The 24951-nt window shown below is 69.5% G+C and carries 22 protein-coding genes and 1 pseudogene; 18 read left to right on the forward strand and 5 right to left on the reverse strand.

The genetic code is table 11. The features are described from left to right. The first annotated feature begins 132 nt into the window (after nt 1-132). The 9 genes from OH768_RS41590 to OH768_RS41630 all read left to right on the forward strand — a co-directional run bounded on the left by OH768_RS41590 (nt 133) and on the right by OH768_RS41630 (nt 8863). Nucleotides 133-1140 carry an FKBP-type peptidyl-prolyl cis-trans isomerase gene (locus OH768_RS41590; protein ID WP_381245886.1) on the forward strand — a complete coding sequence of 336 codons (1008 nt, stop codon included), beginning with the start codon at nt 133-135 and terminating at the stop codon, nt 1138-1140. Between the two features lie 92 nt (nt 1141-1232). Next, a complete protein-coding gene (locus OH768_RS41595; protein WP_403653422.1) occupies nt 1233-1604 on the forward strand; it encodes an FKBP-type peptidyl-prolyl cis-trans isomerase in 372 nt (123 codons plus the stop codon). A gap of 130 nt (nt 1605-1734) precedes the next feature. Continuing rightward, a complete protein-coding gene (locus OH768_RS41600) occupies nt 1735-2688 on the forward strand; it encodes a helix-turn-helix transcriptional regulator (RefSeq protein WP_406461627.1) in 954 nt (317 codons plus the stop codon). 19 nt (nt 2689-2707) lie between these two features. Then, the gene (locus OH768_RS41605; protein WP_406461629.1) at nt 2708-3724 is read left to right on the forward strand and encodes a helix-turn-helix transcriptional regulator; all 1017 of its coding nucleotides are present in this window, start codon (nt 2708-2710) and stop codon (nt 3722-3724) included. A 127-nt stretch (nt 3725-3851) separates the two neighbouring features. Further along, a complete protein-coding gene (locus OH768_RS41610; RefSeq protein ID WP_388105823.1) occupies nt 3852-4145 on the forward strand; it encodes a hypothetical protein in 294 nt (97 codons plus the stop codon). Nucleotides 4146-4164: 19 nt separating this feature from the next. Next, nucleotides 4165-4359 carry a hypothetical protein gene (locus OH768_RS41615; RefSeq protein WP_406461630.1) on the forward strand — a complete coding sequence of 65 codons (195 nt, stop codon included), beginning with the start codon at nt 4165-4167 and terminating at the stop codon, nt 4357-4359. 260 nt (nt 4360-4619) lie between these two features. Next, nucleotides 4620-4901, forward strand: a complete 282-nt coding sequence (gene tatA, locus OH768_RS41620; RefSeq protein ID WP_406461632.1) for a Sec-independent protein translocase subunit TatA — start codon at nt 4620-4622, stop codon at nt 4899-4901. A gap of 48 nt (nt 4902-4949) precedes the next feature. Next, nucleotides 4950-5912: a twin-arginine translocase subunit TatC gene (gene tatC / locus OH768_RS41625; protein ID WP_406461633.1), complete on the forward strand. Its 963-nt coding sequence runs from the start codon at nt 4950-4952 to the stop codon at nt 5910-5912. A gap of 86 nt (nt 5913-5998) precedes the next feature. After that, a complete protein-coding gene (locus tag OH768_RS41630) occupies nt 5999-8863 on the forward strand; it encodes a DEAD/DEAH box helicase (protein WP_406461634.1) in 2865 nt (954 codons plus the stop codon). Between the two features lie 75 nt (nt 8864-8938). On the opposite strand, the gene atzF is transcribed toward OH768_RS41630, so the two are convergent. From atzF to OH768_RS41650, 4 genes are read right to left on the reverse strand one after another with little or no spacing between them, the layout of a single operon-like run. After that, complete coding sequence (gene atzF / locus OH768_RS41635) at nt 8939-10738, reverse strand: allophanate hydrolase (RefSeq protein ID WP_406465667.1); 1800 nt, start codon at nt 10736-10738, stop codon at nt 8939-8941. Then, entirely contained in the window at nt 10630-14139 is a 3510-nt protein-coding gene (locus OH768_RS41640) for a 5-oxoprolinase/urea amidolyase family protein (RefSeq protein WP_406461636.1), read from the reverse strand. Before OH768_RS41640 ends, atzF begins: the two co-directional genes overlap by 109 nt. Next, a complete protein-coding gene (locus OH768_RS41645) occupies nt 14136-14753 on the reverse strand; it encodes an urea amidolyase associated protein UAAP2 (RefSeq protein WP_406461637.1) in 618 nt (205 codons plus the stop codon). The genes OH768_RS41640 and OH768_RS41645 overlap by 4 nt, the downstream gene beginning before the upstream one ends. Then, nucleotides 14750-15574, reverse strand: a complete 825-nt coding sequence (locus OH768_RS41650; RefSeq protein WP_406461638.1) for an urea amidolyase associated protein UAAP1 — start codon at nt 15572-15574, stop codon at nt 14750-14752. The genes OH768_RS41645 and OH768_RS41650 overlap by 4 nt, the downstream gene beginning before the upstream one ends. A 174-nt stretch (nt 15575-15748) precedes the next feature. Here OH768_RS41650 and OH768_RS41655 point away from each other — a divergent pair, with 174 nt between their 5' ends. The 6 genes from OH768_RS41655 (at nt 15749) to OH768_RS41680 (ending at nt 21248) form a co-directional block, all read left to right on the forward strand. Further along, nucleotides 15749-16384 carry a TetR/AcrR family transcriptional regulator gene (locus OH768_RS41655; protein WP_406461640.1) on the forward strand — a complete coding sequence of 212 codons (636 nt, stop codon included), beginning with the start codon at nt 15749-15751 and terminating at the stop codon, nt 16382-16384. Nucleotides 16385-16692: 308 nt separating this feature from the next. After that, the gene (locus tag OH768_RS41660) at nt 16693-18276 is read left to right on the forward strand and encodes a sensor histidine kinase (protein ID WP_406461642.1); all 1584 of its coding nucleotides are present in this window, start codon (nt 16693-16695) and stop codon (nt 18274-18276) included. Further along, nucleotides 18273-18680 (forward strand): roadblock/LC7 domain-containing protein, encoded by a 408-nt coding sequence (locus tag OH768_RS41665; protein ID WP_200715016.1) that lies wholly within the window; start codon nt 18273-18275, stop codon nt 18678-18680. Before OH768_RS41660 ends, OH768_RS41665 begins: the two co-directional genes overlap by 4 nt. Beyond that, nucleotides 18677-19078, forward strand: a complete 402-nt coding sequence (locus tag OH768_RS41670; RefSeq protein WP_406461643.1) for a DUF742 domain-containing protein — start codon at nt 18677-18679, stop codon at nt 19076-19078. The genes OH768_RS41665 and OH768_RS41670 overlap by 4 nt, the downstream gene beginning before the upstream one ends. Then, nucleotides 19059-19679, forward strand: a complete 621-nt coding sequence (locus tag OH768_RS41675) for a GTP-binding protein (RefSeq protein WP_406461644.1) — start codon at nt 19059-19061, stop codon at nt 19677-19679. Before OH768_RS41670 ends, OH768_RS41675 begins: the two co-directional genes overlap by 20 nt. Before the next feature lie 96 nt (nt 19680-19775). Next, nucleotides 19776-21248 (forward strand): cytochrome P450, encoded by a 1473-nt coding sequence (locus OH768_RS41680; protein WP_406461646.1) that lies wholly within the window; start codon nt 19776-19778, stop codon nt 21246-21248. Nucleotides 21249-21267: 19 nt separating this feature from the next. On the opposite strand, the gene OH768_RS41685 is transcribed toward OH768_RS41680, so the two are convergent. Continuing rightward, nucleotides 21268-22212: an RluA family pseudouridine synthase gene (locus tag OH768_RS41685; protein ID WP_406461647.1), complete on the reverse strand. Its 945-nt coding sequence runs from the start codon at nt 22210-22212 to the stop codon at nt 21268-21270. Nucleotides 22213-22352: 140 nt separating this feature from the next. Here OH768_RS41685 and OH768_RS41690 point away from each other — a divergent pair. The 3 genes and pseudogenes from OH768_RS41690 to OH768_RS41700 all read left to right on the forward strand — a co-directional run bounded on the left by OH768_RS41690 (nt 22353) and on the right by OH768_RS41700 (nt 24930). Further along, nucleotides 22353-22937: pseudogene (locus OH768_RS41690) on the forward strand (GNAT family N-acetyltransferase). Nucleotides 22938-23159: 222 nt separating this feature from the next. Beyond that, on the forward strand, nt 23160-23657 hold the full coding sequence (locus OH768_RS41695) for a transposase (protein WP_406461648.1): 498 nt from the start codon (nt 23160-23162) through the stop codon (nt 23655-23657). A gap of 229 nt (nt 23658-23886) precedes the next feature. Then, nucleotides 23887-24930 carry a hypothetical protein gene (locus OH768_RS41700; protein WP_406461650.1) on the forward strand — a complete coding sequence of 348 codons (1044 nt, stop codon included), beginning with the start codon at nt 23887-23889 and terminating at the stop codon, nt 24928-24930. The last annotated feature ends 21 nt before the right edge of the window (nt 24931-24951 follow it).

Raw genomic sequence — 24951 nt, forward strand, 5'->3', positions numbered from 1 at the left:
TCCGGATACCGACGTCCGGATACATATTCGGTACGCCACACGGGCCCCGTACGTTTCACGTACGGGGCCCGTGCCACGCCGTAGAGTTGCGCGCACGCCATCAACAAGATCGACCGATACGAGGCCTTCACCGTGCGCCGACGCTCCCTTCTCATCGCTGTTCCCGCAGGACTTGTGACGCTCGCGGGGTGCGGTGACAGCGATTCCTCCTCCAGCAAGGCCAGTGCGTCGCCGTCGCCGTCCGCCTCGGCCTCGACCGCTCCGCCACCGAAGGTGGTCGACGGTCCGGTGCCGGCGATCACCGCGGGCACGAAGTTCGACGAGAAGCCGACCGTCGCCAAGGGCACCGGCGACCCCTCGAAGAACCTCGCGGTCAAGACGGTCATCGCGGGCAGCGGCAAGGCCGTCGCGGAGGGCGACTTCGTCCAGGTCAACTACCTGGGCCAGATCTGGTCGACGGCCAAGGTCTTCGACAACTCCTACGACCGCAAGACCCCGTTGGTCATCCAGCTCGCCCAGGGCAGCATCATCGACGGCTGGCGCTACGGCCTGGCGGGCCGGAAGGTCGGCAGCCGCGTCGAGATGGCCATCCCGCCGACCTGGGGATACGGCACGACGGGCAACAGCCAGGCGGGCATCAAGGGCACCGACACGCTCGTCTTCGTGATCGACGTGCAGGACGCCTTCAACATCAAGAGCTCCGCCAAGGGCAAGGCCGTCGCCCAGTCCGACTCCGCACTGCCCAAGGTCGGTACGAACACCGACGGCAAGGCCCCCTCGGTCACTGTCCCGAAGGTGGACCCGCCGAAGAAGCTGGTGTCGAACTACGTCCTGGAGGGCGACGGAGCCGTCGTCAAGGCGTCGCAGACGATCCTGTGCCAGTTCGAGGGCGTGGTCTGGAGCACCGGCAAGCAGTTCGAATCGACGTACTCCCAGGGCCGGTTGAGCCAGTTCGCGATCTCGCAGATGGAGTCGGTCGTCAAGGGCCTGGCGCAGGGTGTCACCGGCAAGAAGGTCGGCAGCCGCGTCCTGATCGTCGCGCCCCCGGACCTGGCCTACGGCGACACCCCGCCGACCGGCGGCACCATCAAGAAGGGCGAAACCCTGGTGTTCTCGGTCGACATCCTGGCGGCGATGTAGTCCCGCGGGTGAAGTGCCTGCCGACGCATGAGCGCGGCCGGGATGCGAGACTGTCCGAGTTGTCTTGTCGTACACAAGCAGGAGCTAGAGACGTGAGCATCGAGAAGCCCGAGATCGACTTCCCTGAGGGCGCACCCCCGGCCGACCTGGAGATCAAGGACCTGTGGGAGGGTGACGGCGAGGTCGCGCAGGCGGGCCAGAACGTCACCGTCCACTACGTGGGCGTGGCCTTCAGCACCGGCGAGGAGTTCGACGCCAGCTGGAACCGCGGCACCCCGTTCAAGTTCCCGCTCGGTGGCGGCCGTGTCATCAAGGGCTGGGACCAGGGCGTGCAGGGCATGAAGGTCGGCGGCCGTCGCCAGCTGACCATCCCGGCGCACCTCGCCTACGGCAACCAGAGCCCGACCCCGGCGATCAAGCCGGGCGAGACCCTGATTTTCGTGGTCGACCTCGTCGCCGTCTGATCACCGGATCCGACCGGACCCGATCACCTGGGGCCCATGCCTGCTCGGGCATGGGCCCTCGGCTTTTGTCAGGCCATCGTGGGGCGGTACGGTCATCGTTCGTAAGTACAGAGGAAGGCGAAGGGCGTCGATGGCCATTGCCAAGGCCGAGCGGCTGATGAACCTCGCGCTGTGTCTGCTCGGGACCCGGCGGCCGCTCAGCAAGCGTGAGCTGCGGGAATCCATCGAGGCCTACCTGGAAGCCGGGTCCGACGACTCCTTCAACCGGATGTTCGAGCGCGACAAGGACGATCTGCGCGAGCTCGGGCTGGTCATCGAGACGGTGGAGAACCTGGACGGCGAGGTCGGCTATCTCGCCCGCCGCGACAGCAACCGTCTCCCGCCCATCACCCTCGACGCCGAGGAGGCCGCCGCGCTCGGTCTCGTCGCGAAGGTGTGGCAGCAGGCCCGGCTCGCCGGCGCGGCCAGCGGCGCACTGCAGAAACTGCGCGCCGCCGGAATGCCCGAGGACCTCGACCCGTACGAGCCGCACGGCGCCCTGGAGCCTCGAATTCCGGTACACGAGGCGTCGTTCGAGCCGCTGATGCTGGCCTGTCGCGACCGTCGGCCGGTCGTGTTCGAGTACCGCAAGGCCACCGCCGCCCGCCCCGAGACCCGCAGCGTCGAGCCGTGGGCCCTAGAGTGCTGGCGCGGCCACTGGTACCTCGCCGGCTGGGACCGGGACCGGGGTGCCGAACGCGTCTTCCGCCTCTCCCGGATCACCGGCAAGGTGCGCTCGCGCAACGGGCGGTTCACCGCGGACGTACCCGATGTCGTCACCGTGCGCGAGACCGTCGCGAGCTGGGCGGGGGAGACCGCCGACCGCTCGGCCCTGATCCGGCTGCGCACGGGTTCCGGGTACCCCCTGCGGGCGAAAGCCACGGCGGTTCGGGAACTCGGGGACGGCTGGGACGAGTTGGAGATTCCGTACGGCCACGGACTCGACGCCTGGCTGGTCGAGTTCGGGCCGGACGTGGTCGTCCTGGAGCCCGCCGAGCTGCGGGCCGACGTGGTGGACCGGCTGCGTGCCGTGGCCAAGGGCTGAGGGGGAGCGGAAGAGAACTGTGGCAGGCAAACCGGTCAGGCCCGTCAACGCCATCGACCAGACCCGGCGGATGCTCTCCCTGGTGACCTATCTGAAGGAGCGCCCCGGAGCACGCGTCGAGGACGTGGCCCGTGCCTTCGGGATCACCGAGGACGAGCTGGTCTCCGACCTCGACATCCTGCCCATGTGCGGGACCAGCTTCCGAGGCGGCGATCTGCTCGACATCGACACCGACGGCGACCGCATCTGGTGGCACAACCCGGACGACGTCGCCGAACCGCTCCGGCTCGCCGCCGACGAGGCGACCGCGCTCCTGGTGGCCGCCCGCGCGGTGTCGACACTGCCCGGCCTGCGCGAGAGCGACCGGCAGGCCCTGCTGCGGGCCAACGCCAAACTGGAGGCGGCGGCCGGTGAGGCGGCCGGGGCCAGCGCGCGCCTTTCGGTGACCTTCGAGTCCGAGGGCGGTGTCTTCGCGGACGTCGACCGCGCGATCTCGGAGCGCCGCCGCCTGTGGATCCGCTACTACTCACCCGCCCGCGACGAGCTGTCCGAGCGCGAGATCGACCCCATCCGCCTGGTCAGCGTCGGGCACACGTACGTGGAGGCCTGGTGCCGGCGCTCCGAGGCGCGCCGCACCTTCCGCCTCGACCGGGTCGCCGAGATCAAGATCCTCGACGAGCCGTCCGCACCGCCCGAGATCGAACTGCGGGACCTGTCGGAGGCGCTGGTGCAGCCCGCCGCCGAGGACCCGGAGGTCGTCGTCGAGGTAGGCCCGGGCGGACGCTGGGTCGCCGAGTACTACCCGCACGACAGTGCCGATGAGCTTCCCGACGGCGGGCTGCGTATTACCTTGCGCACCCCCGACCCGACGTCCCTGAGACGCCTGGCCCTGCGGCTCGGGCGCGACGGCCGGATCGTCTCGCCGGGCGACCTCGCCGACAGCGCCCGCCGGGCCGCCCGCGAGGCACTGGCGGCGTACGACGGACCGCAGAGCGTGGTTGACGGTGTGCACGGTGTTGACGAGAGGCGGGAGTGAGCCGGAGGGGCGCGTCGTGACCGAGACGGCGAGCGCGCGGAGGCCCGAAGGGGTGAGCACGGTCGCCGTCTCGGTCACGACTGAGGCGCCCAGGAGGCGAACGACCAGGGGAAGAGGAGCAGGAGCTGTGAGCGAGTCGACGATGTCGGGCGTCCAGGAGATGACGGTGGCCGCCGCGTTCGCCGGGATGAAGAACGTGATGCCCGTCGTGTTCAGAGCGGGCTGCCCGGACTGCCGGGGCAACTTCGAACTGGCGGCGAGCGCCCTGCGCCTCGCCATCGGCGCCACCAGCCGCACCACGTTCTACTCCTTCACCTGCCCCGACTGCGGCGCCGCGGTCCGCAAGCCCGCGGGCGAGCGGATCGTCGAACTGCTCACCGGCGGCGGGGTCAGGACCCTGCGCCTGACCTCCGTCGGGTAACAGGGTCTAGGCTCGCCCCATGTTCTGGGCGATGGTCGCGATAGCTGTCGGTTTTCTGGGTCTCGCCGTGCTCGGGGTGCTCGCCGTCCGGGTCTTTCTGGAGGCGCGGCGGCTCGGACTGCAGGTCACGGACGCCGCGCAGCGCATCAACAGGGCGGCTGAGGACCTGGAAAAAGCGGCAGTCTCCACGGCCCGTTCCGTCGACGCACTGTGAGTCACGTATGCGTGGGGTGTGAGTTGCGCGCCTGATGCGCTTCGCGTCACTTTGCCCTGTCACGTTGTCGCCCGGGGCGGGTACGCTGCTGATCGCGGTCCGGATAACGAGGCCCGGAGCGCGGACCGGGAGTACGCACGGGGATTGCCTGACGTTTACCCCTGAGCGTTACGATCGCTGGCAGCACGAACGTCGGACAAGTGTCCGACCGATCGGACAGCACCCCCACCCCAGCCGCCTCGGTGAGAAGGTAAAGACTTATGTTCGGAAGGCTCGGAGCTCCCGAGATCATTCTCATCCTCGTCGTCATCGTGCTGCTCTTCGGCGCGAAGAAGCTTCCGGACATGGCCCGCTCCCTCGGCAAGTCCGCCCGCATCCTCAAGAGCGAGGCCAAGGCGATGAAGGAAGAGGGCAGCAGCACCCCCGCCCCCGCCGGCCCGCCGAACACCGACGAGTCCGTGCAGCGCACCATCCAGGCCGCCCCCGGCGACGTGACCAGCTCGCGCCCCGTCACCGAGCCGTCGGACACGACCAAGCGCTGACACAGGGCCGGGACGCCCCCGGCCTGCCGCACGAGATGAGGACGTGGGTTGCCCAAGTCTGCCCGCACGAAGGAGAAGGACCCCGAGGGGCGGATGCCCCTCGCGGACCATCTGCGTGAGCTGCGCAACCGGCTCGCGAAGGCGATGCTCGCCATCATCGTGGTGACCTGCGTGGCCGCCTTCTTCTACAACGACATCGTCAACATCATCACCGATCCGGTGCTGAAATCGGTCGGCTGCTCCCAGAACTTCGAGCAGCTGGCGAGGTCGTCCAAGACGACCCAGCCGTGTGCGCAGATCACCATCAACGGTCTCCTGACGCCGTTCACACTGGCGTTGAAGGTGTCCCTGATGGCCGGTGTCGTCCTGGCATCGCCGGTCTGGCTGTACCAGCTGTGGGGCTTCGTCGCCCCGGGCCTGCACAAGAACGAGAAGAAGTACGCGCTCTCCTTCGTCGGCACCGGAGTTCCGCTGTTCCTCGGTGGCGCCTACTTCGCCTACCGGGTGCTGCCCACCACCGCGAAGGTCCTGCTCACCTTCACCCCGCACGACGTCAACAACCTGCTGCCGCTGGACGACCTGCTCGACCTGGTCACGCGCATGGTGCTGGTCTTCGGCCTCTCCTTCGAGCTGCCGCTGCTGCTGATCATGCTCAACCTCACGGGCGCGCTGACCGGCAAGCGGATGCTCGGCTGGTGGCGCGCCATGATCCTGGGCATCACGGTCTTCGCAGCCGTCGCCACCCCCAGCACCGACCCGCTGACCATGCTGGCGCTGGCCGGGCCGATCTGGGTGCTGTACTTCGGCGCGGTCGTCTTCTCCCTGCTCAACGACCGGCGCAAGCGCCGCCGCGACGAGGCGGGACCGGCCGACGACGAGGCCTCCGACCTGGACCTCACCCCCGAGGACATCGGCGACGTCGAAGCCGTCTCGGCCGGCCGGGCGGCCCTGCCCGAGCAGGCGAGCGGCACCGGTTCGGACCGGGTCAACGGGTATGACGACGTGACCTGATCACCTTCCCGACCTCCGCCGAGACCGGCCGTTCCCGCAGCGCGGGCGGCCGGTCTCCGTGTGTGGGGGACCTATGGGAAAGGATAATGATCGTCCTGTTGTCAGTGGCGCCCGGTACGCTCGAAAGCACGATGACAGAGGACCTCTCCCCGGCCGAGCGGTACGCGGCAGCCCGCCTGCGGGCAGCCGAGCAGGCCACCGCGCTCGCGGACTTCCGCGAGATGTACGACTTCGGTCTCGACCCCTTCCAGATCGAGGCCTGTAAGGCGCTCGAAGCGGGGAAGGGCGTCCTGGTCGCGGCGCCCACCGGCTCCGGCAAGACGATCGTCGGCGAGTTCGCCGTCCACCTCGCCCTCCAGCAGGGCAAGAAGTGCTTCTACACGACCCCCATCAAGGCACTGTCGAACCAGAAGTACGCCGACCTGTGCCGCCGTTACGGCGCGGACAAGGTCGGCCTGCTCACCGGCGACAACAGCGTCAACTCCGAGGCACCGGTGGTCGTCATGACCACCGAGGTCCTGCGGAACATGCTGTACGCCGGTTCGCAGACCCTCCTCGGCCTCGGCTATGTGGTCATGGACGAGGTGCACTACCTCTCCGACCGCTTCCGCGGCGCCGTCTGGGAAGAGGTGATCATCCACCTCCCCGAGTCGGTGACCCTGGTCTCGCTCTCGGCCACCGTGTCGAACGCGGAGGAGTTCGGCGACTGGCTCGACACCGTCCGCGGCGACACCGAGGTGATCGTCTCCGAGCACCGGCCGGTGCCGCTGTTCCAGCATGTGCTCGCCGGGCGGCGGATGTACGACCTCTTCGAGGAGGGTGAGGGCAACAAGAAGGCCGTCAACCCCGACCTCGCCCGCCTGGCCCGCATGGAGGCGCAGCGCCCCTCCTTCCAGGACCGCAGACGCGGTCGTGCCATGCGCGAGGCCGACCGGGAGCGTGAGCGCAGACAGCGCTCACGGGTGTGGACACCGGGCCGCCCCGAGGTCATCGAGCGGCTGGACAGCGAAGGCCTGCTGCCCGCCATCACGTTCATCTTCAGCCGCGCCGCCTGCGAGGCCGCCGTACAGCAGTGTCTGTACGCCGGGCTGCGGCTCAACGACGACGAGGCGCGGGCGAAGGTGCGCGCCCTCGTCGAGGAGCGCACGGCGTCCATTCCGTCCGAGGACCTGCATGTCCTCGGGTACTACGAGTGGTTGGAAGGCCTGGAGCGCGGTATCGCGGCCCACCACGCGGGCATGCTGCCGACGTTCAAGGAGGTCGTCGAGGAGCTGTTCCTGCGCGGCCTCGTGAAGGCCGTGTTCGCCACCGAGACCCTGGCACTCGGCATCAACATGCCCGCGCGCTCGGTGGTGTTGGAGAAGCTCGTCAAGTGGAACGGCGAGCAGCACGCCGACATCACGCCCGGCGAGTACACGCAGTTGACAGGTCGTGCCGGCCGGCGCGGCATCGATGTCGAGGGCCACGCCGTCGTGCTGTGGCAGCGCGGGATCAGCCCCGAGCACCTCGCGGGACTGGCCGGCACGCGTACGTATCCGCTGCGCTCCAGCTTCAAGCCGTCGTACAACATGGCGGTCAACCTCGTCGAGCAGTTCGGGCGGCACCGCTCGCGCGAACTCCTTGAGACCTCCTTCGCGCAGTTCCAGGCGGACAAGTCGGTCGTCGGGATCTCACGGCAGGTGCAGCGCAACGAAGAGGGCCTGGAGGGCTACAAGGACTCCATGACCTGCCACTTGGGCGACTTCGACGACTACATGCGGCTGCGTCGCGAGCTCAAGGACCGCGAGACCGAGCTCGCCCGGCAGGGCGTGGCACAGCGGCGCACCGAGGCCGCCGTCGCCCTGGAGAAGCTCAAGCCGGGAGACGTCATCCACGTCCCGACCGGCAAGTACGCGGGCCTGGCACTGGTGTTGGACCCGGGCCTGCCCGCCGGACGGTCCAACGGCCACCGCGGCTTCGAGCAGCACGACGGCCCGCGTCCGCTCGTCCTGACCGTCGAACGGCAGGTCAAGCGGCTCGCGTCGATGGACTTCCCGGTGCCCGTCGAGGCTTTGGACCGGATGCGGATCCCGAAATCCTTCAACCCCCGTTCTCCGCAGTCCCGTCGGGACCTGGCCTCCGCGCTGCGCACCAAGGCCGGGCACATCCCGCCGGAGCGGGCCCGCAAGCAGCGCTCGCAGGCCGCCGACGACCGGGAGATCGCCCAGTTGCGTACGGCGATCCGCGCGCACCCCTGCCACGGCTGCAACGACCGTGAGGACCACGCCCGTTGGGCCGAGCGGTACCACCGGCTGCAGCGGGACACCACGCAGCTGGAGCGGCGCATCGAGGGGCGGACCAACACCATCGCCCGCACCTTCGACCGGATCGTCGCGCTCCTCACCGAGCTGGACTATCTGCGCGGCGACGAGGTCACCGAGCACGGCAAGCGGCTGGCCCGGCTCTACGGCGAACTCGACCTGCTCGCCAGTGAGTGTCTGCGCGAGGGGGTCTGGGAGGGGCTCGCCCCCGCCGAACTCGCCGCGTGCGTCTCGGCGTTGGTGTTCGAGGCGCGGGTCAGCGACGACGCTACGACGCCGAAGGTGCCGTCCGGTGCGGCCAAGGCCGCGCTGGGGGAGATGGTGCGGATCTGGGGGCGTCTTGACGCCCTGGAAGAGGATTTCCGGATCACCCAGACCGAAGGGGTCGGGCAGCGCGAGCCTGATCTCGGCTTCGCCTGGGCCGCGTACATGTGGGCCAGTGGGAAGGGGCTGGACGAGGTGCTTCGGGAGGTGGAGATGCCGGCCGGGGACTTTGTCCGGTGGTGCAAGCAGGTGATTGATGTGCTCGGGCAGATCTCGGCTGCGGCGCCGGTTTCTGGTGGGGAGGCGTCTTCTACTGTGGCGAAGAATGCGCGTAAGGCTGTTGAACTGTTGCTGCGGGGGGTTGTGGCCTACTCGTCGGTGGGGTGACGGGCTGGGGGGCGGGTGCGTTGTGGCTGGTCGCGCCCACGCGGCGGAGCCGCACATCGACACAGCACCGCGCCCCTAAAAGACCTCGCGGTTCAGGTAGGTTCGCCAGGCACCGTACTTGGTGATGTCCTCTGCGTCTGGCAGCGCGGCCGGCTCGCACAGGAAGCCCGGGACCCTCGTACCGTCCGCCAACTCCACGCTTCCCAGTGTCATCGGGCGGGGGAGGGCCGCCAGCAACCGGCCCAAGCCCTCCGCCGGGAGTCGCCACACCTCTGTCTCTATCTCCGCGCCGCCCTCGCCCACATGCACCAGGCCCGGCTTGGGTGGGGTCGTCGCCAGGGCGTGCAAGCGGTACACCGGGGCCGTTGTTGTCGTGCGGTCCAAGTGGGCGCCCAGGGACAGGAGTTGGGGGTTCAGGGGCTGGCCCGTCAAATGGGCTCCTACGACTGCCAGTTGGAGCGATGGCTCCAGCTCGCGCGCGATTCGGGCCAGGCGGTCGTCCGTGAACGCCGGGCCGATCAGCATGACGCCGAAGGGCAGGGAGTTCACCCGACCGGACGGGACGGCCACCGCTGCCAGGTCGAAGAGGTTCGTGGAGTTGGTGAAGCGGCCCAGGCGGGCGTTGGCCCCCAGGGGGTCGGCCGCCACCTCGGCCAGGGTGGGGTGGCCCGGTGCGGTCGGCAGCAACAGGGCGTCCGCGTCGGCCAGTTCCGACAGGGCTCGGGTGCGGAGGGTCGCCAGGCGTTCCTCGTCCGCGTACAGCTGGTGGGCCGGGATGTCCCGGGCCCGGGTGATGATGCCGGTGACGGTGGGGTCCAGGCCCTCGGTGCCGTCTGCGATTGCTTTGTCGACAAAGCCCCCTACCGCTGTATAGCGCTCGGCCACGAACGCGCCCTGATAGAGCATCGCCGCCGCTTCCGTGAAGGGGGTGAGGTCGAGGGTGCGGATTTCGGCGCCCGCGCCCCTGAGCTGGTCCACCGCCGCCTCGTAGGCCTCCGCCCAGCCCTCGTCCAGTTCGCCGAGCTGTGCGCGTGCCGCTACCGCGATGCGCCACGGGCCCGGTGCGCGCTGGGGGAGGGGCGGGAGGCCGCGGTCCGGCGGGGAGGTCATGAAGGACAGGGCCTGTTCGGCCTCCGGGAGGGTGCGGGCGAAGACCGTCACGCAGTCGATCGAGGCGCAGGCCGGGACCACTCCCGCCGTCGGGACCAGGCCCCGGGTGGGCTTGAGGCCGACGATGCCGTTGAAGGCCGCGGGGACCCGGCCCGAGCCCGCCGTGTCGGTGCCGAGGGCGAAGTCGACGATGCCCAGAGCCACGGCGACCGCCGAACCGGCGCTGGAGCCGCCGCTGATCAGCGCCGGGTCGTGGGCGCCTCGGACCGCGCCGTACGGGGAGCGGGTGCCGACCAGGCCGGTGGCGAACTGGTCGAGGTTCGTGGTGCCGAGCACGATCGCGCCGGCCGCGCGGAGGCGGGCCACCACCGGGGCGTCCGTCTCCGGCTCGTAGGCGTACGCCGGGCAGCCCGCCGTCGTGGGCAGGCCCTGTACGTCGATGTTGCCCTTGGCCGCGAACAGGCGGCCCGCGAGGGGGAGTTGCTCGCCTGCCGCCACTCGCGCGTCCAACGCCTGTGCTTCTTGCTCGACCTCCGGCTGCGGGCGCAGGTCGATCCAGATCTCGGGGCGGTCGACGGCCTCGATGCGGGCGTAGGCGGCGCGGACTCGGGACACGGTGGTCGAGGTGGTCGACATCTCTTGGTGCTCCTTGCTGTTCAGCTTGTGGGGGCGAGGACGAGGAGCGCCGTGCCCGCTTCGACCTGGTCGCCGGGCCTGGCCAGGATCTCGGCCACCACACCGGCCATCGGGGCGTGGACCCTGGATTCCATCTTCATCGCCTCCAGGGCCAGGAGGGGTTGGCCGACGGTCACCTCGTCGCCGGGTTCTACGTTCAACTGCCAGACGGAGGCAGCGAATTCGGCCTCGATCAGACGTCCGCCGACCGGGATCGTCACCTCGGCCTGCGGTGGGGCCGGTGCGGCCGCCGCCTCCGCCCGGGTGAACTCGCCCGCTGCCTCCCAGGCATCGCGCTCCGCGCCGAACGCCGTCTGCTGCCGGGTCCTGAACTCCGCGATGGAATCGGCGTGTTCGGCCAGGAACGCCTCGTACTCGGCGAGCGAGAACGTGCCCTCCTCGATGCGCGGGACGAAACGGCCGGAGATGATGTCGGCCCGGAGTTCGAGGAGTTCGTCCGCCTCCACCGGGTACCACTTGATGCGGTCGAAGAAGCGCAGCAGCCAGGGCGAGCCCGGTTCGAACGCGCCGCGCTGCTGCCAGCCCGACCACACCTGCGTCGTACGGCCCACGAACTGGTAGCCGCCGGGTCCCTCCATGCCGTAGATGCAGAGATACGCGCCGCCGATGCCGACCGAGTTCTCCGCCGTCCAGGTGCGGGCCGGGTTGTATTTGGTGGTGACCAGGCGGTGGCGCGGGTCCAGGGGCGTGGCCACCGGGGCGCCCAAGTAGACGTCTCCCAGGCCGAGTACGAGGTACTCGGCGTCGAAGACCGTGCCGTAGACGTCCTCGACCGAGTCCAGTCCGTTGACGCGGCGGATGAACTCGATGTTCCAGGGGCACCAGGGGGCGTCGTCGCGGACGCCGGCCATGTATCGGGCGGTCGCCTCGCGGGTGGCCGGGTCGTCCCAGGAGAGGGGGAGGTGGACCGTGCGGGAGGGGACGATCAGTTGGTCGGTGGGCGGGAGTGCGGCCGCTATCTCCCTTACGGAGATGAGGAGTTGGGACTGGGGCAGGCGGGTCGGGTCCGTCTGGATCTGGAGGGAGCGGATGCCCGGGGTGAGGTCCGTGACGCCCTCGAAGTCGGCCTCGGCGACCGCCTCCATCAGGGCGTGGACCCGCATGCGCTGCGCCAAGTCCAGTTGCATGGGGCCGAATTCGACCAGGAGGTTGTCGTCGCCGCTGCGGCGGAAGGTGACGTCGCCGTCGCGGGCGAGTATTCCGCCGTCCACGATGGATGGGCGGGGTGAGCCGTCCACGTTCACCGGGAGGAAGCGGACCGTGTCGCCGGGCCTGAACTGGCCCAGTTTCCAGCGCTCTTGGCTGATCACCGTCGCCGGGCAGACGAAGCCGCCGAGGGACGGGCCGTCGGGGCCGAGCAGTACCGGCATGTCGCCCGTGTAGTCGACGGCGCCGACCGAGTACGGGGTGTCGTGGATGTTGGACGGGTGCAGGCCCGCCTCGCCTCCGTCGGTGCGGGCCCAGCGGGGCTTCGGGCCGACCAGGCGGACGCCAGTGCGGGCCGAGTTGAAGTGGACCTTCCAGTCGGCCGCGTAGAAGTCGTGGATGTCGTCCTCGGTGAAGAACTCCGGTGCCGCGTGCGGCCCTTCGACCGCCGCCACCTCCCATACGGCACCGAAGGCCGGACGGTCGGCGGGTGGCACCGGCGTGCCCTCGGTGACCGTGCCGCCGTGCAGGACGTCACCGGTGCGCAGGGCCCGGCCGCCGTGGCCGCCGAAACGGCCCAGGGTGAAGGTGCTCGCGCTGCCGAGGAAGGCGGGTACGTCCAGGCCGCCCGCGAACAACACGTAGGTCCGCAGGCCGTGTTGGGCTGGTGCGCCGATCTCCAGGACCGCGCCGACGGGGACCGTCACCGGCTCCCACTGCGGAACCGGGACGCCGTCGACCGTCACCGGTGCGGGGACGCCCGTCACGCACACCGTGGTGGCGTGTGTGAACCTCAACGTCGGTCCCTGGAGCGTGCATTCGAGGCCGGGGGTGCCCTCCTCGTTGCCGAGAGCGCGATTGCCGAGGCGGAAGGAGAGGTCGTCCATCGGGCCGCACGGGGGGACGCCGACCTGCCAGTAGCCGGTGCGGCCTGGCCAGTCCTGGACGGTGGTGAGAGTGCCGCCGGCGACGATCTCGATGCGAGGCGTGGGGTCGGTGACGGTGGCGAGGGTCGCCGTGGAGTGGGCGGCCGTACGGAAGTCCGGTTCGGCGAGGGCCGCCCGGACCAGGCCCAGGTTCGTCTCGATGCCGTCCACTCGGGTGCGGGCCAGCGCCTCGTCGAGGCGCCGCAGTGCGTGGGCGCGGTCGGAGCCGTAGGCGATGACCTTCGCGAGCATCGGATCGTATGACGTCGTCACCTCGGTGCCGGTCTCCACCCAGCCGTCGACGCGGACGCCGTGCGGGAACTCGACGCGGGTCAACAGGCCCGCGCTGGGCCGGTGTTCGCGGGACGGGTCCTCGGCGTAGACGCGGGCCTCGACGGCGTGGCCGCGCGGGCTGCCCGGGTCGCGTACGACGTCCCGCTCGCCGCGGGCCAGGCGCAGCATCCAGGCGACCAGGTCGACGCCGTAGATCTCCTCGGTGACCGGATGCTCCACCTGGAGGCGGGTGTTGACCTCCAGGAAGTAGGCCTCTTCGCGGGCGGCGTCGTAGACGAACTCCACGGTTCCGGCGGAGCGGTAGCCGACCGAGGCACACAAGTCGCGGGCGGAGGCGGCCAGTTGGGTACGGACGGCGTCGGGCAGGCCCGGTGCCGGGGCCTCCTCCAGCACCTTCTGGTTGCGGCGCTGGAGGGAGCAGTCGCGGTCGCCGAAGGTGACGACCTTGCCCTCGCCGTCGCCGAAGACCTGTACCTCGACATGGCGGGCGTGTTCGACAAGGCGTTCCAGGAAGACTCCGGCGGAGGAGAAGGAGGCGGCGGCGACGCGTTGCACCCGCTCCCAGGACTCGGTCAGTTCGTCGGCGGAATGGCAGGCCGACATGCCGATGCCGCCGCCTCCGCCGGTCGCCTTGAGCATGACGGGGTAGCCGATGCGTGCGGCCTGGGCGAGTGCTTCGGGCAGGTCTGTCAACAGGCCTGTGCCCGGGGCGAGTTGGACGCCCGCCGCCTCGGCCGCCGCTCGTGCCGTGTGCTTCGCGCCGAACAGTTCCAGCTGTCCCGGCGTCGGGCCCACGAACACGATTCCGGCGTCCTCGCAGCGCCGGGCGAAGGCCGCGTCCTCGGAGAGGAAGCCGTAGCCGGGGTGGATCGCGCCCGCGCCGGTGTCCTTGGCCGCCTTCAGGACCAGGTCGGCATCGAGGTACGACTCCTTCGCGGGCGCCGGGCCGAGCCGTACCGCCTCGTCGGCGAGCCGTACGTGGGGGGCCGAGCGGTCGGCGTCGGAGTACACGGCGACCGTGCGCAGGCCGAGTTCGCGGGCGGTGCGGATGATGCGGACGGCGATCTCGCCCCGGTTGGCGACCAGCAGCGTGTCGAAGGTCATGCGGCGTCCCCTTGGGAGGCGGCCTCAACGATCGTCATCTCCACCGCCGTCGGCTCGAAGCCGTTGCAAGGGTTGTTGATCTGGGGGCAGTTGGAGACCAGGACCAGGACGTCGCGTTCGGCGCGCAGGGTCAGTTTCAGGCCCGGCGCGGAGAGGCCGTCGACGATGCCGAGGGTGCCGTCCTTCTCGACCGGCACGTTCATGTACCAGTTGATGTTGGACACCAAGTCCCGTTTGCCCAGGCCGTACTTGGTGCCCTCGGCGAGGAAGTTGTCCACGCACGCGTGCTGCGACCAGGTGTGGTGGCCGTAGCGCAGGGTGTTGGACTCCTTGGAGCACGCGCCGCCGACCGTGTCGTGCCGGCCGACCTCGTCCTCGGTGACGGTCATCAGCGGGGTGTGCTCGTTGGACATCAGCACGCTGCCGGTGGTCAGGAAGATGCCGCCCTGGGCGTGGATGGTGTCGGGGGCGCTGTAGCGGATTGACGTGTCGTGGGCGTCGTAGACGAGGAAGTCGACTGCCTGGTTGCCGTGCAGGTCGGTGATGGTGAGGGTCTCGCCGGTGCGGACCACGGCGGACCAGGCGGCGCGGGCGGGTACGGTCGCGGTCTTCATATGAGCCCCCTCGCGGCAAGGAATTCGGTGGTGTTCAGGAAGGCGCGGCGGCCCTCGGGCGTGGCCTCCCACAGCGGGTCGCCCGGCCCGGTGGCCCCGGCGCGCCAGGCGAGCACCTCCAGCGGAGTGCTGACGTAGTCGGCGCGCGGGTCGGCCGGGTGGGGCACGTTCGCGATCAGTACGGTCACGTCCTGCTCGGCGCGCAGGGTCACGCTGCCGCCGGGGCCGGTCGAGCCGGTGAAGTCGAGGGAGCCGTCGTCGCGGACCTCGACGCCCTGGAAGAAGGAGAGGGACGGCGGCAGGTCGCGGGGTTCGAGGCCGTTCTTGGCGGCGGCCAGTTTGAACAGTTCGCGGCCGGCGGGCGAGTCGGACTGCGGGGTGCCGTCGCCGTAGCGCTCGGTGTTCCGGACGAGCGTGGAGGTGCCGCAGAGCGCGTCGTGGCGGCCGGAGGTGTCGGCGACGAGGGAGGCGAGGACGCGGCCCTGGTCGGAGAGGAGGAGTTGGCCCTCGCCGAGGTAGGCGTTCCACTGGACCTTGACCGTGTCGGCGACGTTCAGCCGCTCCCAGGGGCGGTCGGCCGCGTGGAGGAGCAGGTGGGCGCAGGCGTCGCCGCGCAGGTCGGTCAGGCGGAGTTCGGTGCCGCGGGCCAGGACGCTGTGCGTGTAGTTGCCGCCCGCGACGGTCTCGGCCCACACCAGATGGCCCGCCTCGCAGGGCGGGGCCGGCCAGTCGGCGGCGGGGACGACGGGCATGGCCTCGGCCCGTGTGCCCTCCTGGGCGCGGGCGTGGGCGCGGGCTCCGTAAGTGGTCGCTGTCGCCATCGCGGGGACCTCCGGCTGCGGGGACGTCTCGGTCGTACGACATTTCTGTCGCTCGACAGAAATTAGGAGGCGGCCGGGTCGCCGGGGTTGCCCGGGTGTTGCCGGTCGGTTACCGAGCCCTCACCAAGATCGCCGGGCGTTCGCGGTGCGGTGCCGTGTGCGAGGATCGAACGCATGGGGACAACGGGTGCACAGGGGGGCCGTCGCGTCGGCAGGCCGCGGGCCGATCAGCGGCCGGACAGCGGACTGTCCCCGCGCGCCGAACTGCTCGCCGCCGCGGCCGAGTTGTTCACCACCCGCGGCTACGCGGCCACCACCACCCGGGCCGTCGCCGAACTCGCGGGCATGCGGCAGGCCTCCATGTACCACTACGTCTCCGGCAAGGAAGAACTCCTCGCGGACCTCCTGGAGTCCACGGTCACACCCTCGCTGACCTGCGCCAGGGAACTCCTCGCGGACGACACCACCCCGGCCGAGGACCGGCTCTGGGAGCTGTGCCGCACCGACGTCGAGCTGCTGTGCGGCGGCACGCACAACCTCGGCGGGCTCTACCTGCTGCCCGAGGTGCGCGCCGAACGCTTCGCCGGTTTCCACGCCGTACGCGCCGAACTCAAGGACGCCTACCGGCAGTTGCTCGCCGCGACCGCCGCCGGCGGGGCGCTCGCCAAGAGTGAGCTGGAACTGCGCACGGATCTGCTGTTCGGGCTCATCGAGGGCGTCATCCTGGTGCACCGCTCCGACCCCGAGCGGCCGGTGTCCGCCTTCGCGGAGGCGACGGCCGACGCGGCGCTGCGCATCGCCGGAATCTGAGCCGCAAACCCGGCCGGAATCAGGGCCGGAATCGGGGCTTCACTCCTTACGGTGAGTGATTTTCGTATGCCCGTTCGTCGTCACGTGCTGTGTTCGAGCAGTGTCACTACGTGTAAATGGGCTGAGCGTACTCCTCTCCCGTGTCCCGTTTCAGGGGCTTGCTGAATATGACACGGCGATGATCCGGTCGGACTAAGCTCGCCCGCAGCGCACCGAGTTGGGCTGTATTCGTGCGTTTGTTCCTAAACATAACGAAGATCCCCCGGGTCTCTCCCCCTACCCCAGCCGACTTCTTCTAGAGGGCATACATGGTGAGTGTTCAATCGCCCCCCGGCCGCCGTGAACTTCCGTACGCCCGTGTGCTGTTGCTGCCCGCCATAGTGATGGCCGCGGCGACCGGGGCCGCCGTCGCCATGGTGACGGAGCCGGCCCGGGCCGCAGTCGGCTTGTGCGGTGGCATCGCCACGCTCCTGGTGATCGTGACCGCGGCCGAAGCGGTCCGCCGCGGCCGGACCGTGCGTGACCTGCGCGCGGATCACGCTCGTGACCGTGCGTACATGGAAAGGCGTATCGCCGGCCACGACCAGGACATCGAGCGGCTCGCGACGGAGATCATGCCCGCCGCGCTGTACGGAATGCGTACCGGAGAATCCCCCGGAGAGGTGATTCGCCAAGTCGTCGACTCCCACCCCCAGTGGCGCGAACTCCCCGAACCGCAGCGCGGTTTGCTGCGCACGGTGCTCGACATCGTGGACCGCGAGACGGCCATGCGTGACTCCGCGCAGCGCAACTTCGTCAGCATCGCCCGGCGTGTCCAGGCGATCGTCCACCAACAGGCCAACGAACTCCGCGAGATGGAAGAGGACCACGGCCGCAACCCCGAGGTCTTCGACGACCTGCTGCGCATCGACCACGGCACCGCGCTGATCGGCCGCCTCGCCGACTCCATCTCGGTGCTGGGCGGCGGCCGTCCCGGCCGTCAGTGGCCCCAACCCGTCACGCTCTACAGCACGTTGCGCGGCGCCATGTCCCGGATCCTGGAGTACCGGCGCATCTCGCTGGACTCCATCGCCAAGGTCAACATCAACGGCACCTCCGTCGAACCGCTCATCCACGCCGCCGCCGAACTCCTCGACAACGCCACCCGCTACTCGCCGCCGCAGACCCAGGTGCACGTCACCGCCGTCGAGGTGCAGACCGGTGTCGCCATCGAGATCGAGGACGCCGGCGTCAGCCTCAGCGAGGAGGCCCGTGCCCGGGTCGAGAACATGCTGGAGCAGGCCAAGGCCGGTATCGACCTCCAGGACCTCGGTGAGAGCCCGCGCCTGGGCCTGACCGTCGTCGGCCGGCTCTGCCAGACGTACAACATGCAGGTCTCGCTCAGGGCCTCCGCGTACGGCGGCGTCCGCGCCATCCTGGTCGTGCCGCGGGACATGCTCAGCAGCGAGCCCGCACCCGGCCTCGCCCACGGTATCGGCGCGACCGCCGCGCCCAAGATCGAGCTCGGCGCGCTCGAGGGCCCCAAGCGCACGCCCAAGAAGCGCCGGCCGACCAGCCCCCGCATCCCCGCCACGGTCTCCATGGTGGACGAGGTCCCCGAGGTCACGGAGTGGACGGTGGGCGGCCTGCCGCAGCGCCGCAGCCGGGTCAAGATGCCGCTCAGCCAGCGGCTCGCCGAGCAGGCGGCGGCCGAACGGGCCGAACAGGCCGAGCGGGAGGCCCGGTCCGCCTGGGCCGAGCCGGCGCCCGAGCCCGAGAAGAAAGAACCCGAACCGGGGCTGTGGGTCGAGGCGTTCATGAACGGACTCAAGGGCGACCCGGACCCGACCCCATTCACCCAGACGACCGAGCCGGCCCGTGTGGAGGCCGACGACGAGGGGGACCGCAAGTGATCCAGCAGCGAGCCAACTTCGACTGGATGCTCAAGGAGCTCGCCGACGGCGTACCGGGCATCGAGATGATCGTGGTGCTCTCCGCCGACGGACTGCGGATCGCCCGCTACGGCGGCGACCCCGACGCCGCCGACCGGGTCGCCGCGGCCTGCGCGGGGCTGCAGAGCCTCGCGAGCGCCGTCGCCCACGAGATCCCGGACAGCGACGGCACGATGCGCATGGTCATCATCGAGATCAACGGTGGCTACTTCTATCTGATGGCGGCGGGCTCCAACGCCTATCTCGCGGTGCTCTCCGACGTGGTCGCCGAACCCGGTCTGATGAGCAACCGCATGCGTGACCTGGTCGTCCGGATCGGCGCCCATCTCACCAGCCCGCCCCGACGTAACGGGCAGACCGTATGACTCCTCCGCAACGCCGGCGGCGCCACCCCAAGGAACAGCCCCCGCCCGAGCCCCTCAAACAGGGCCCGCGCAAGGAGCCCGAGCGACTGTACGTGCTCACCGGATCGGCAGAGGGACGCGAGCGCGCCGCCCTCGACCTGGTCACGTTAATCGTGGCGCGCGCCGATCCGCCGCCCTCCTCCACGCCGGAGCGCGCGGCGCTGATCCGGCTCTGCGCCGCCCCCCTGTCCGTGGCCGAGCTGTCGGCCTATCTCAATCTGCCGTTCAGCGTGGTGACCGTCCTGCTCACCGAGCTGCTGACGGCCGAACTGGTCCAGGCGCGCGCCCCGATCGTGCGGCAGGCGATCGCCGACCGTTCCCTCCTCGAAGCGGTGATGCATGGACTTCAAAAGCTCTGACACCCTCCCCGGACCACGGACCGAGGACCATCTGCCGCAGACGGCACAGGCCGCGGTGAAGATCGTCATCGTGGGCGGTTTCGGGGTGGGCAAGACGACCATGGTCGGTTCGGTCAGCGAGATCAGGCCGCTGACCACGGAGGAGACCATGACGCAGGCCGGCATCGGGGTCGACGACGACTACGGCTCCGAGACCAAGACCGCCACCACCGTGGCGATGGACTTCGGCCGCATCAGCATCACCGAGCAGCTGGTGCTGTACCTCTTCGGCACCCCCGGCCAGGAACGCTTCTGGTTCCTGTGGAACGGGCTGTTCGAGGGGGCGCTCGGGGCGGTGGTGCTGATCGACACTCGGCGCTTGGAGGTCAGTTTCGATGTCATAGGGCGGTTGGAGGAGAGCGGTGTGCCGTTCGTGATCGCTGTCAACTCGTTCCCGGACGGTCCCCGTTACCCCGTCGAGGACTTGCGTGAGGCGCTCGACCTGGCGCCGGAGATCCCCATCGTGGAGTGCGACGCACGTCGCCGGGCCTCCAGCCGGGACGTCCTGATGACCCTCATGACCTTCCTGCACTCGCTCGCGATGACGGGCTCGCTGACCTGATCCCGAGCCCGATCCGCGTACCCGCAGCCGTAGTTCTGTCCCGCTGTCCCGGACTCCCCGGACATCGGATCCACTTCAGTTTTCGGAGCGACCACCGTGACGCCTGAACGACACTCCCTGACCGGTACGGACGATCCCACGCTCGGCCCGCCCCCCGGCTGCCCCGCGCACGGCCTCGGCCCCGGGGGACTGCGCCGGCTGTACGGCCCCGAGGCGCAGGACCTGGGGGCCGTGTACGAGAAACTCCGCGCCGAGCACGGCGTGGTGGCCCCCGCCCTGCTCCACGACGACGTGCCGATCTGGGTGGTGCTCGGTCACGGCGAGAACATGCACATGCTGCGCACCCCCTCGCAGTACACCCGTGACACCCGGGTGTGGGCCCCTTTGCAGGACGGCACGGTCAAGCCGGATCACCCGCTCATGCCGATCGTCGCCTGGCAGCCCATCTGCTGCCACGCCGAGGGCGACGAGCACCTGCGGCTGCGCGGCGCGGTCACCGGCGCCATGTCGACCATCGACCACCGGGGCATCCGCCGCTACATCAACCGGGCGACCCAGCACCTCGTCAACAAGTTCTGCGAGGAGGGCAGGGCCGATCTGGTCAGTCAGTTCGCCGAACATCTGCCGATGGCGGTGCTGTGCGAGATCCTCGGCATGCCGGACGAGTACAACGACCGGATCGTGCAGGCCGCCCGCGACATGCTCAAGGGCACCGAGACCGCCATCGCCAGCAACGCGTACATCATGGACGTCCTGATGCGGCTCACCGTCCGCCGCCGGGCCGAGCCCAAGGACGACTTCACCAGCCACCTGATCAACCACCCGGCGGGGCTCAACGACGAGGAGATCGGCCAGCACTTGCGCGTCGTCCTGATCACCTCGTACGAGGCCACCGCCAACCTTCTCGCGAACGTACTGCGGGTGGTGCTCACCGACCCCGGGTTCCGTGCCCGGCTCAACGGCGGCCAGATGACGGTGCCCCAGGCGGTCGAGCAGTCCCTGTGGGACGAGCCACCGTTCAGCACCATGCTGGGCTACTTCGCCAAGCAGGACACCGAGCTCGGCGGTCAGCACATCCGCAAGGGCGACGGCCTCCTCCTGGGCATCGCCCCAGGCAACGTCGACCCACGCGTGCGCCCCGACCTCAAGGCCAACATGCAGGGCAACCGCTCCCACCTCGCGTTCAGCGGCGGTCCCCACGAGTGCCCGGGCCAGGACATCGGCCGCGCCATCGCCGACGTAGGTGTCGACGCGCTGCTGACCCGCCTCCCGGATATCCAACTCGCCTGCGAGGAGCACGAGTTGCGGTGGAGGACGTCCATCTTGAACCGGCATCTCGTGGAACTGCCGGTGAAGTTCGCGCGGAAGCCCCAGCAGGATGTCATGCAGCGGCCCTCTATCAACCCGGTGCCGTCGCAGCGCCCGAACAACTGGAAGGTCAGTACTCCGGAGCCGCAGGCGCAGCCCACAGCTCAGGAGCCCCCCGCTTCGACGCCGGCGGCAATGCCCGAACTGGTCCGTCGGCCGGGCGTGTTCCGGCGCTTCCTGCGCTGGTGGCGCGGCGACTGAGCCGATCGGGGCACCGAAGCTACCCGGCCCACTCTTCGTACGACGACCAGGCTTGCAGCACACGCGGGCTGACGAACCGGTGCTCGCGCCCCGTGACCGGATCGGTGAAGTCCAGGACCCGCGCCAGCAGTTGGAGCGGGCGTCGGAAGTCACCGGCCGCCACGGGGCCGGTCACCACGGGATAGAGGGGATCGCCGAGGATCGGCACCCCCAACGCCGTCATGTGCACCCGCAGTTGGTGTGTCTGCCCGGTGCGGGGTTTCAGCCGATAGCGGGCCAGCCCGTCGTCCCGCTGTTCCAACAACTCCACGTCGCTGACGGCATTGGGCTCGCCCGCGACCTCGCGCGCCGCCATGACCCCACGCTCTTTCACGATCCGACTGCGCATGGTGCGCGGCAGGGCGAGCGCCGGATCGTACCGGGCGATGGCCTCGTATCCCTTGGCGATGAGCCGGTCGCGGAACAGTGACTGGTACGCGCCGCGCTCCGCGGGCTGCACCGTGAACAGGACCAGCCCGGCTGTGAGCCGGTCCAGGCGGTGGGCGGCGCCGAGCGAGGGCAGGCCCAGTTCTCGGCGCAGCCGCGCGAGCGCGGTCTCCGTGACATGGCTGCCGCGCGGTGTCGTGGCCAGGAAATGCGGCTTGTCGATGACGACGATGTGCTCGTCGCGGTACACGACGTCCAGCGTGAACGGCACCGGCACCTCGGACGGCAGCTCCCGGTGGAACCACACGAACATGCCCGGCACGTACGCCATGTCACGCGGCACGGCACGCCCGTCGGCGTCCACGATCAGCCCTGCGTCCAGCATCCCGTCAATCACCTCCGCCTCGGCCGCGAGCCGCTCCACCAGATGATCACGCACGGTCGCCCACGCTGCCCCCTGCGGCAGCCTCAGCCGCACCGGATCGATCCCGTTGCGCTGCGGCAGGGGAGAGGGAGGGACCGGGCTTCTGCGTCTCATCACGATCAAGCTTACGAGGGGACACTGACGGCAGGGGTACGAGCCTGTCCCGACCTTGTTCTCGGGCCGGTGGGATACCGGACTCCCACGGACCGAGGCCGGTAGGAAAAGGGTGTGCCCGCCCGCGCTCCGTTGGCAGGATGTCGGCCACGCCTTTCCTCACCTGTGCGGTCCTGTCCGCCGGAACCCTTGACCAGCGCCCACAGCCCACCCTGCCCGCTGGTGACAGCCTGCTCTTGCGGCCCTGGCGGACGGTGATGAGCCCACATGGTCCAAAAGGACCGGGGGCCGTCACCGACGCGGATACCGACCGGCTGCTGCGGCGTTCGGCGCTGCGGAGCATCGTGCTCGCCGACGGCTGCGCCGAACTCGCCTACTGGACCGCGCCGTTGGCCCGGGGCCAGGGTGTCGCCCCGCGTGCGACGACGATCCTGACCCTCCGGGCCCTCGTCGAGATCGGCGTCCACTGCCTCGACTCCTCCACGCCGTCGGCAACGAGGGGTCCTGCCAGGTGGCCACGAAAACCGGCTTCGCTTTGGAGGGCACCAAGCGCCGTGCCCTTCTTCATCCGGACGGCTGGCACGACACACCTGCACGCGCGTGCAGGGCGATTGACGCTACGCGCGCGTACCGAGCTGTTCCGGTCTCTGGCTCAACTCGGCCGCCGCTCAGACCCCGACCGCAGAAGGGGCGCGCGTCCTGATCGCGCGACCGTTCAAAAGTGAGTGCAACACGTTCATGCCTGAATCAATGGTGTCCACTTCCGGTCGCGACCGAACTGCGATGTGATAGTCGGTGTACCGCCGAAGGTGGCGTGTCCTGGTCGCGCCACCGAGGAAGGGGGAGTTCGTGGTGCCACTCGTCCCGTCAAAGCCCACCGCGGCCGCCACTGGCCCGGCCCTCTTGGAGCACGCCCGTACGCGGGCACGCCAACAGTGCAAACGGACATGACCTACGGCTGGCAGATCTGCGAGGCTCGGCAGGGCAGGGAACCTTTGTGCGACCTCCTCGACCTGTCTGTCACTCGCAGGCACGTCACCCCTGACCGCTCCGCGATCCCCACCGCCCGCCATCGCTTCTTCGCCCGCGTCGGCGACCATGCTCATCTGCCCGAACGACTCACCCCCATCGAGGCCGTCGAGCTGTGGTGGGACGGCATCGAGACCTACCTGACCACTGGCATTACCGACGCCGTTTTGGTGGGCCACAACCGCCTCATCAAGGTCGTAGCACGTAACGCCTTCGGCTTTCGGAACCGAGCGAACCAGCGCTTCCGCTCATGCTGTGCAACCACCCGACGGAACCGACGGGAGGCACCCCCCTCACGAATTCGAAGACCCCACCTGCTGCCCCGGCGTCTGCCGCACCACGGCGGTCTCACCTCGGCCTTGACCGCGCCGCCCGGCTTGTTGAGGCCGAGCTTCCCGGTTGACTCTGCTGTGTGAATCGGGGACATCCGTAGGCGATGTGGCGGCCGCATGTTTCTTCCTGCCTGGGAATCCGCTGTGGCCGATGTTGCTGCACTGCGCGCCGGCTTCGCCGTTGGCCTGCCCGTCTGCCGGGTGTACCTGCCGCCGTCCGGAGGGTTTCCCGGGGTTACCTCAAGAGCCTGTGCGCGGAAGGGCAGCACCGCACACCTCGCGAGGGAGAAGCCGACCAGAAAGAGGCGCCAGCATGGACAACAACGCGATTGACGTGTGCACACGCCCCGCCGCGGGAGAGGGTTTGCGGGACGGGGTGATGGATCTCGTTCACGCTCACCTCCGTGGCACTCAGGACAGCCTGACCACACCCTTTGTGGTACGGGAGAACGCCGGGGCTCGCGACGTCTTCGCCGCATCTGTGCAGTGGATGCAGGAGCACGGGCTGCTGACCGTCGAACGGCGTCAGTGGCTGGAGAACTGCAACATCGGGGCACTGCTCGGTCTCACCAATCCGCACACGGACCGCCACCTCCTCCGGCTCGCCGGGGACTGGTACGTATGGCTATACGCCTTTGACGACGGGGTGTGCGATGAAGCCTTCACTGGTGCCGACGCCTGGGACATGGCTCATCTGACGCTGCGACTCAAGCGGTCCGTGACGGGCTTCGCGCCTGGCGAGGAGCCTGAAGAGAACTATGCGCGTGCTCTGTTCGATCTGCGGTGCCGTATCGCCGAGCACGCCACGCCCGCCCAACTCGTCCGCTGGACGGAAGCAGTCCGTGACTACCTCAACGGGCAGCTGTGGGAAACCATGTACCGCGCCACCGGACATACTCCAGCTCTGGACGACTACATCACGATGCGTGAATCCGCTTCCGGCTGCCTTACCTGCTTCGCGCTCTTACCGCTGATCAACCGCTACCACCTGCCTGAGGAAGAACGCGCCCATCCGGACGTGGAGCAGCTCTCCCGGTCCGCCAACCGAATTATCGCCTGGGACAATGACCTGTTCTCCTACTGGAAAGAACAGGGAGACCACTCGGCGCTTGCCAACCTCATCACCGCAGTGGCACAGGAACAGGCATGCGAGACCGCTGCGGCTATCACCTACACCCGAAAGCGGCGCGACGACGAACTGGCCACGTTTCTGCGCACCGAGAAGCGTATCTCCCCCTACCTCAGCATGGAGGGAAAGAAATACGTCGCCAATCTCAGGAATTGGGTGAGCGGAAGCCTGGAATTCCACAAGACGAGCCGACGCTTCGCCCCCGTGCCGCGCGCTGTGCATCTCTGATCCCTCGCAGCCGCAGGGAGC

This window comes from Streptomyces sp. NBC_01622 (assembly GCF_045209635.1).
Lineage (GTDB): Bacteria > Actinomycetota > Actinomycetes > Streptomycetales > Streptomycetaceae > Streptomyces.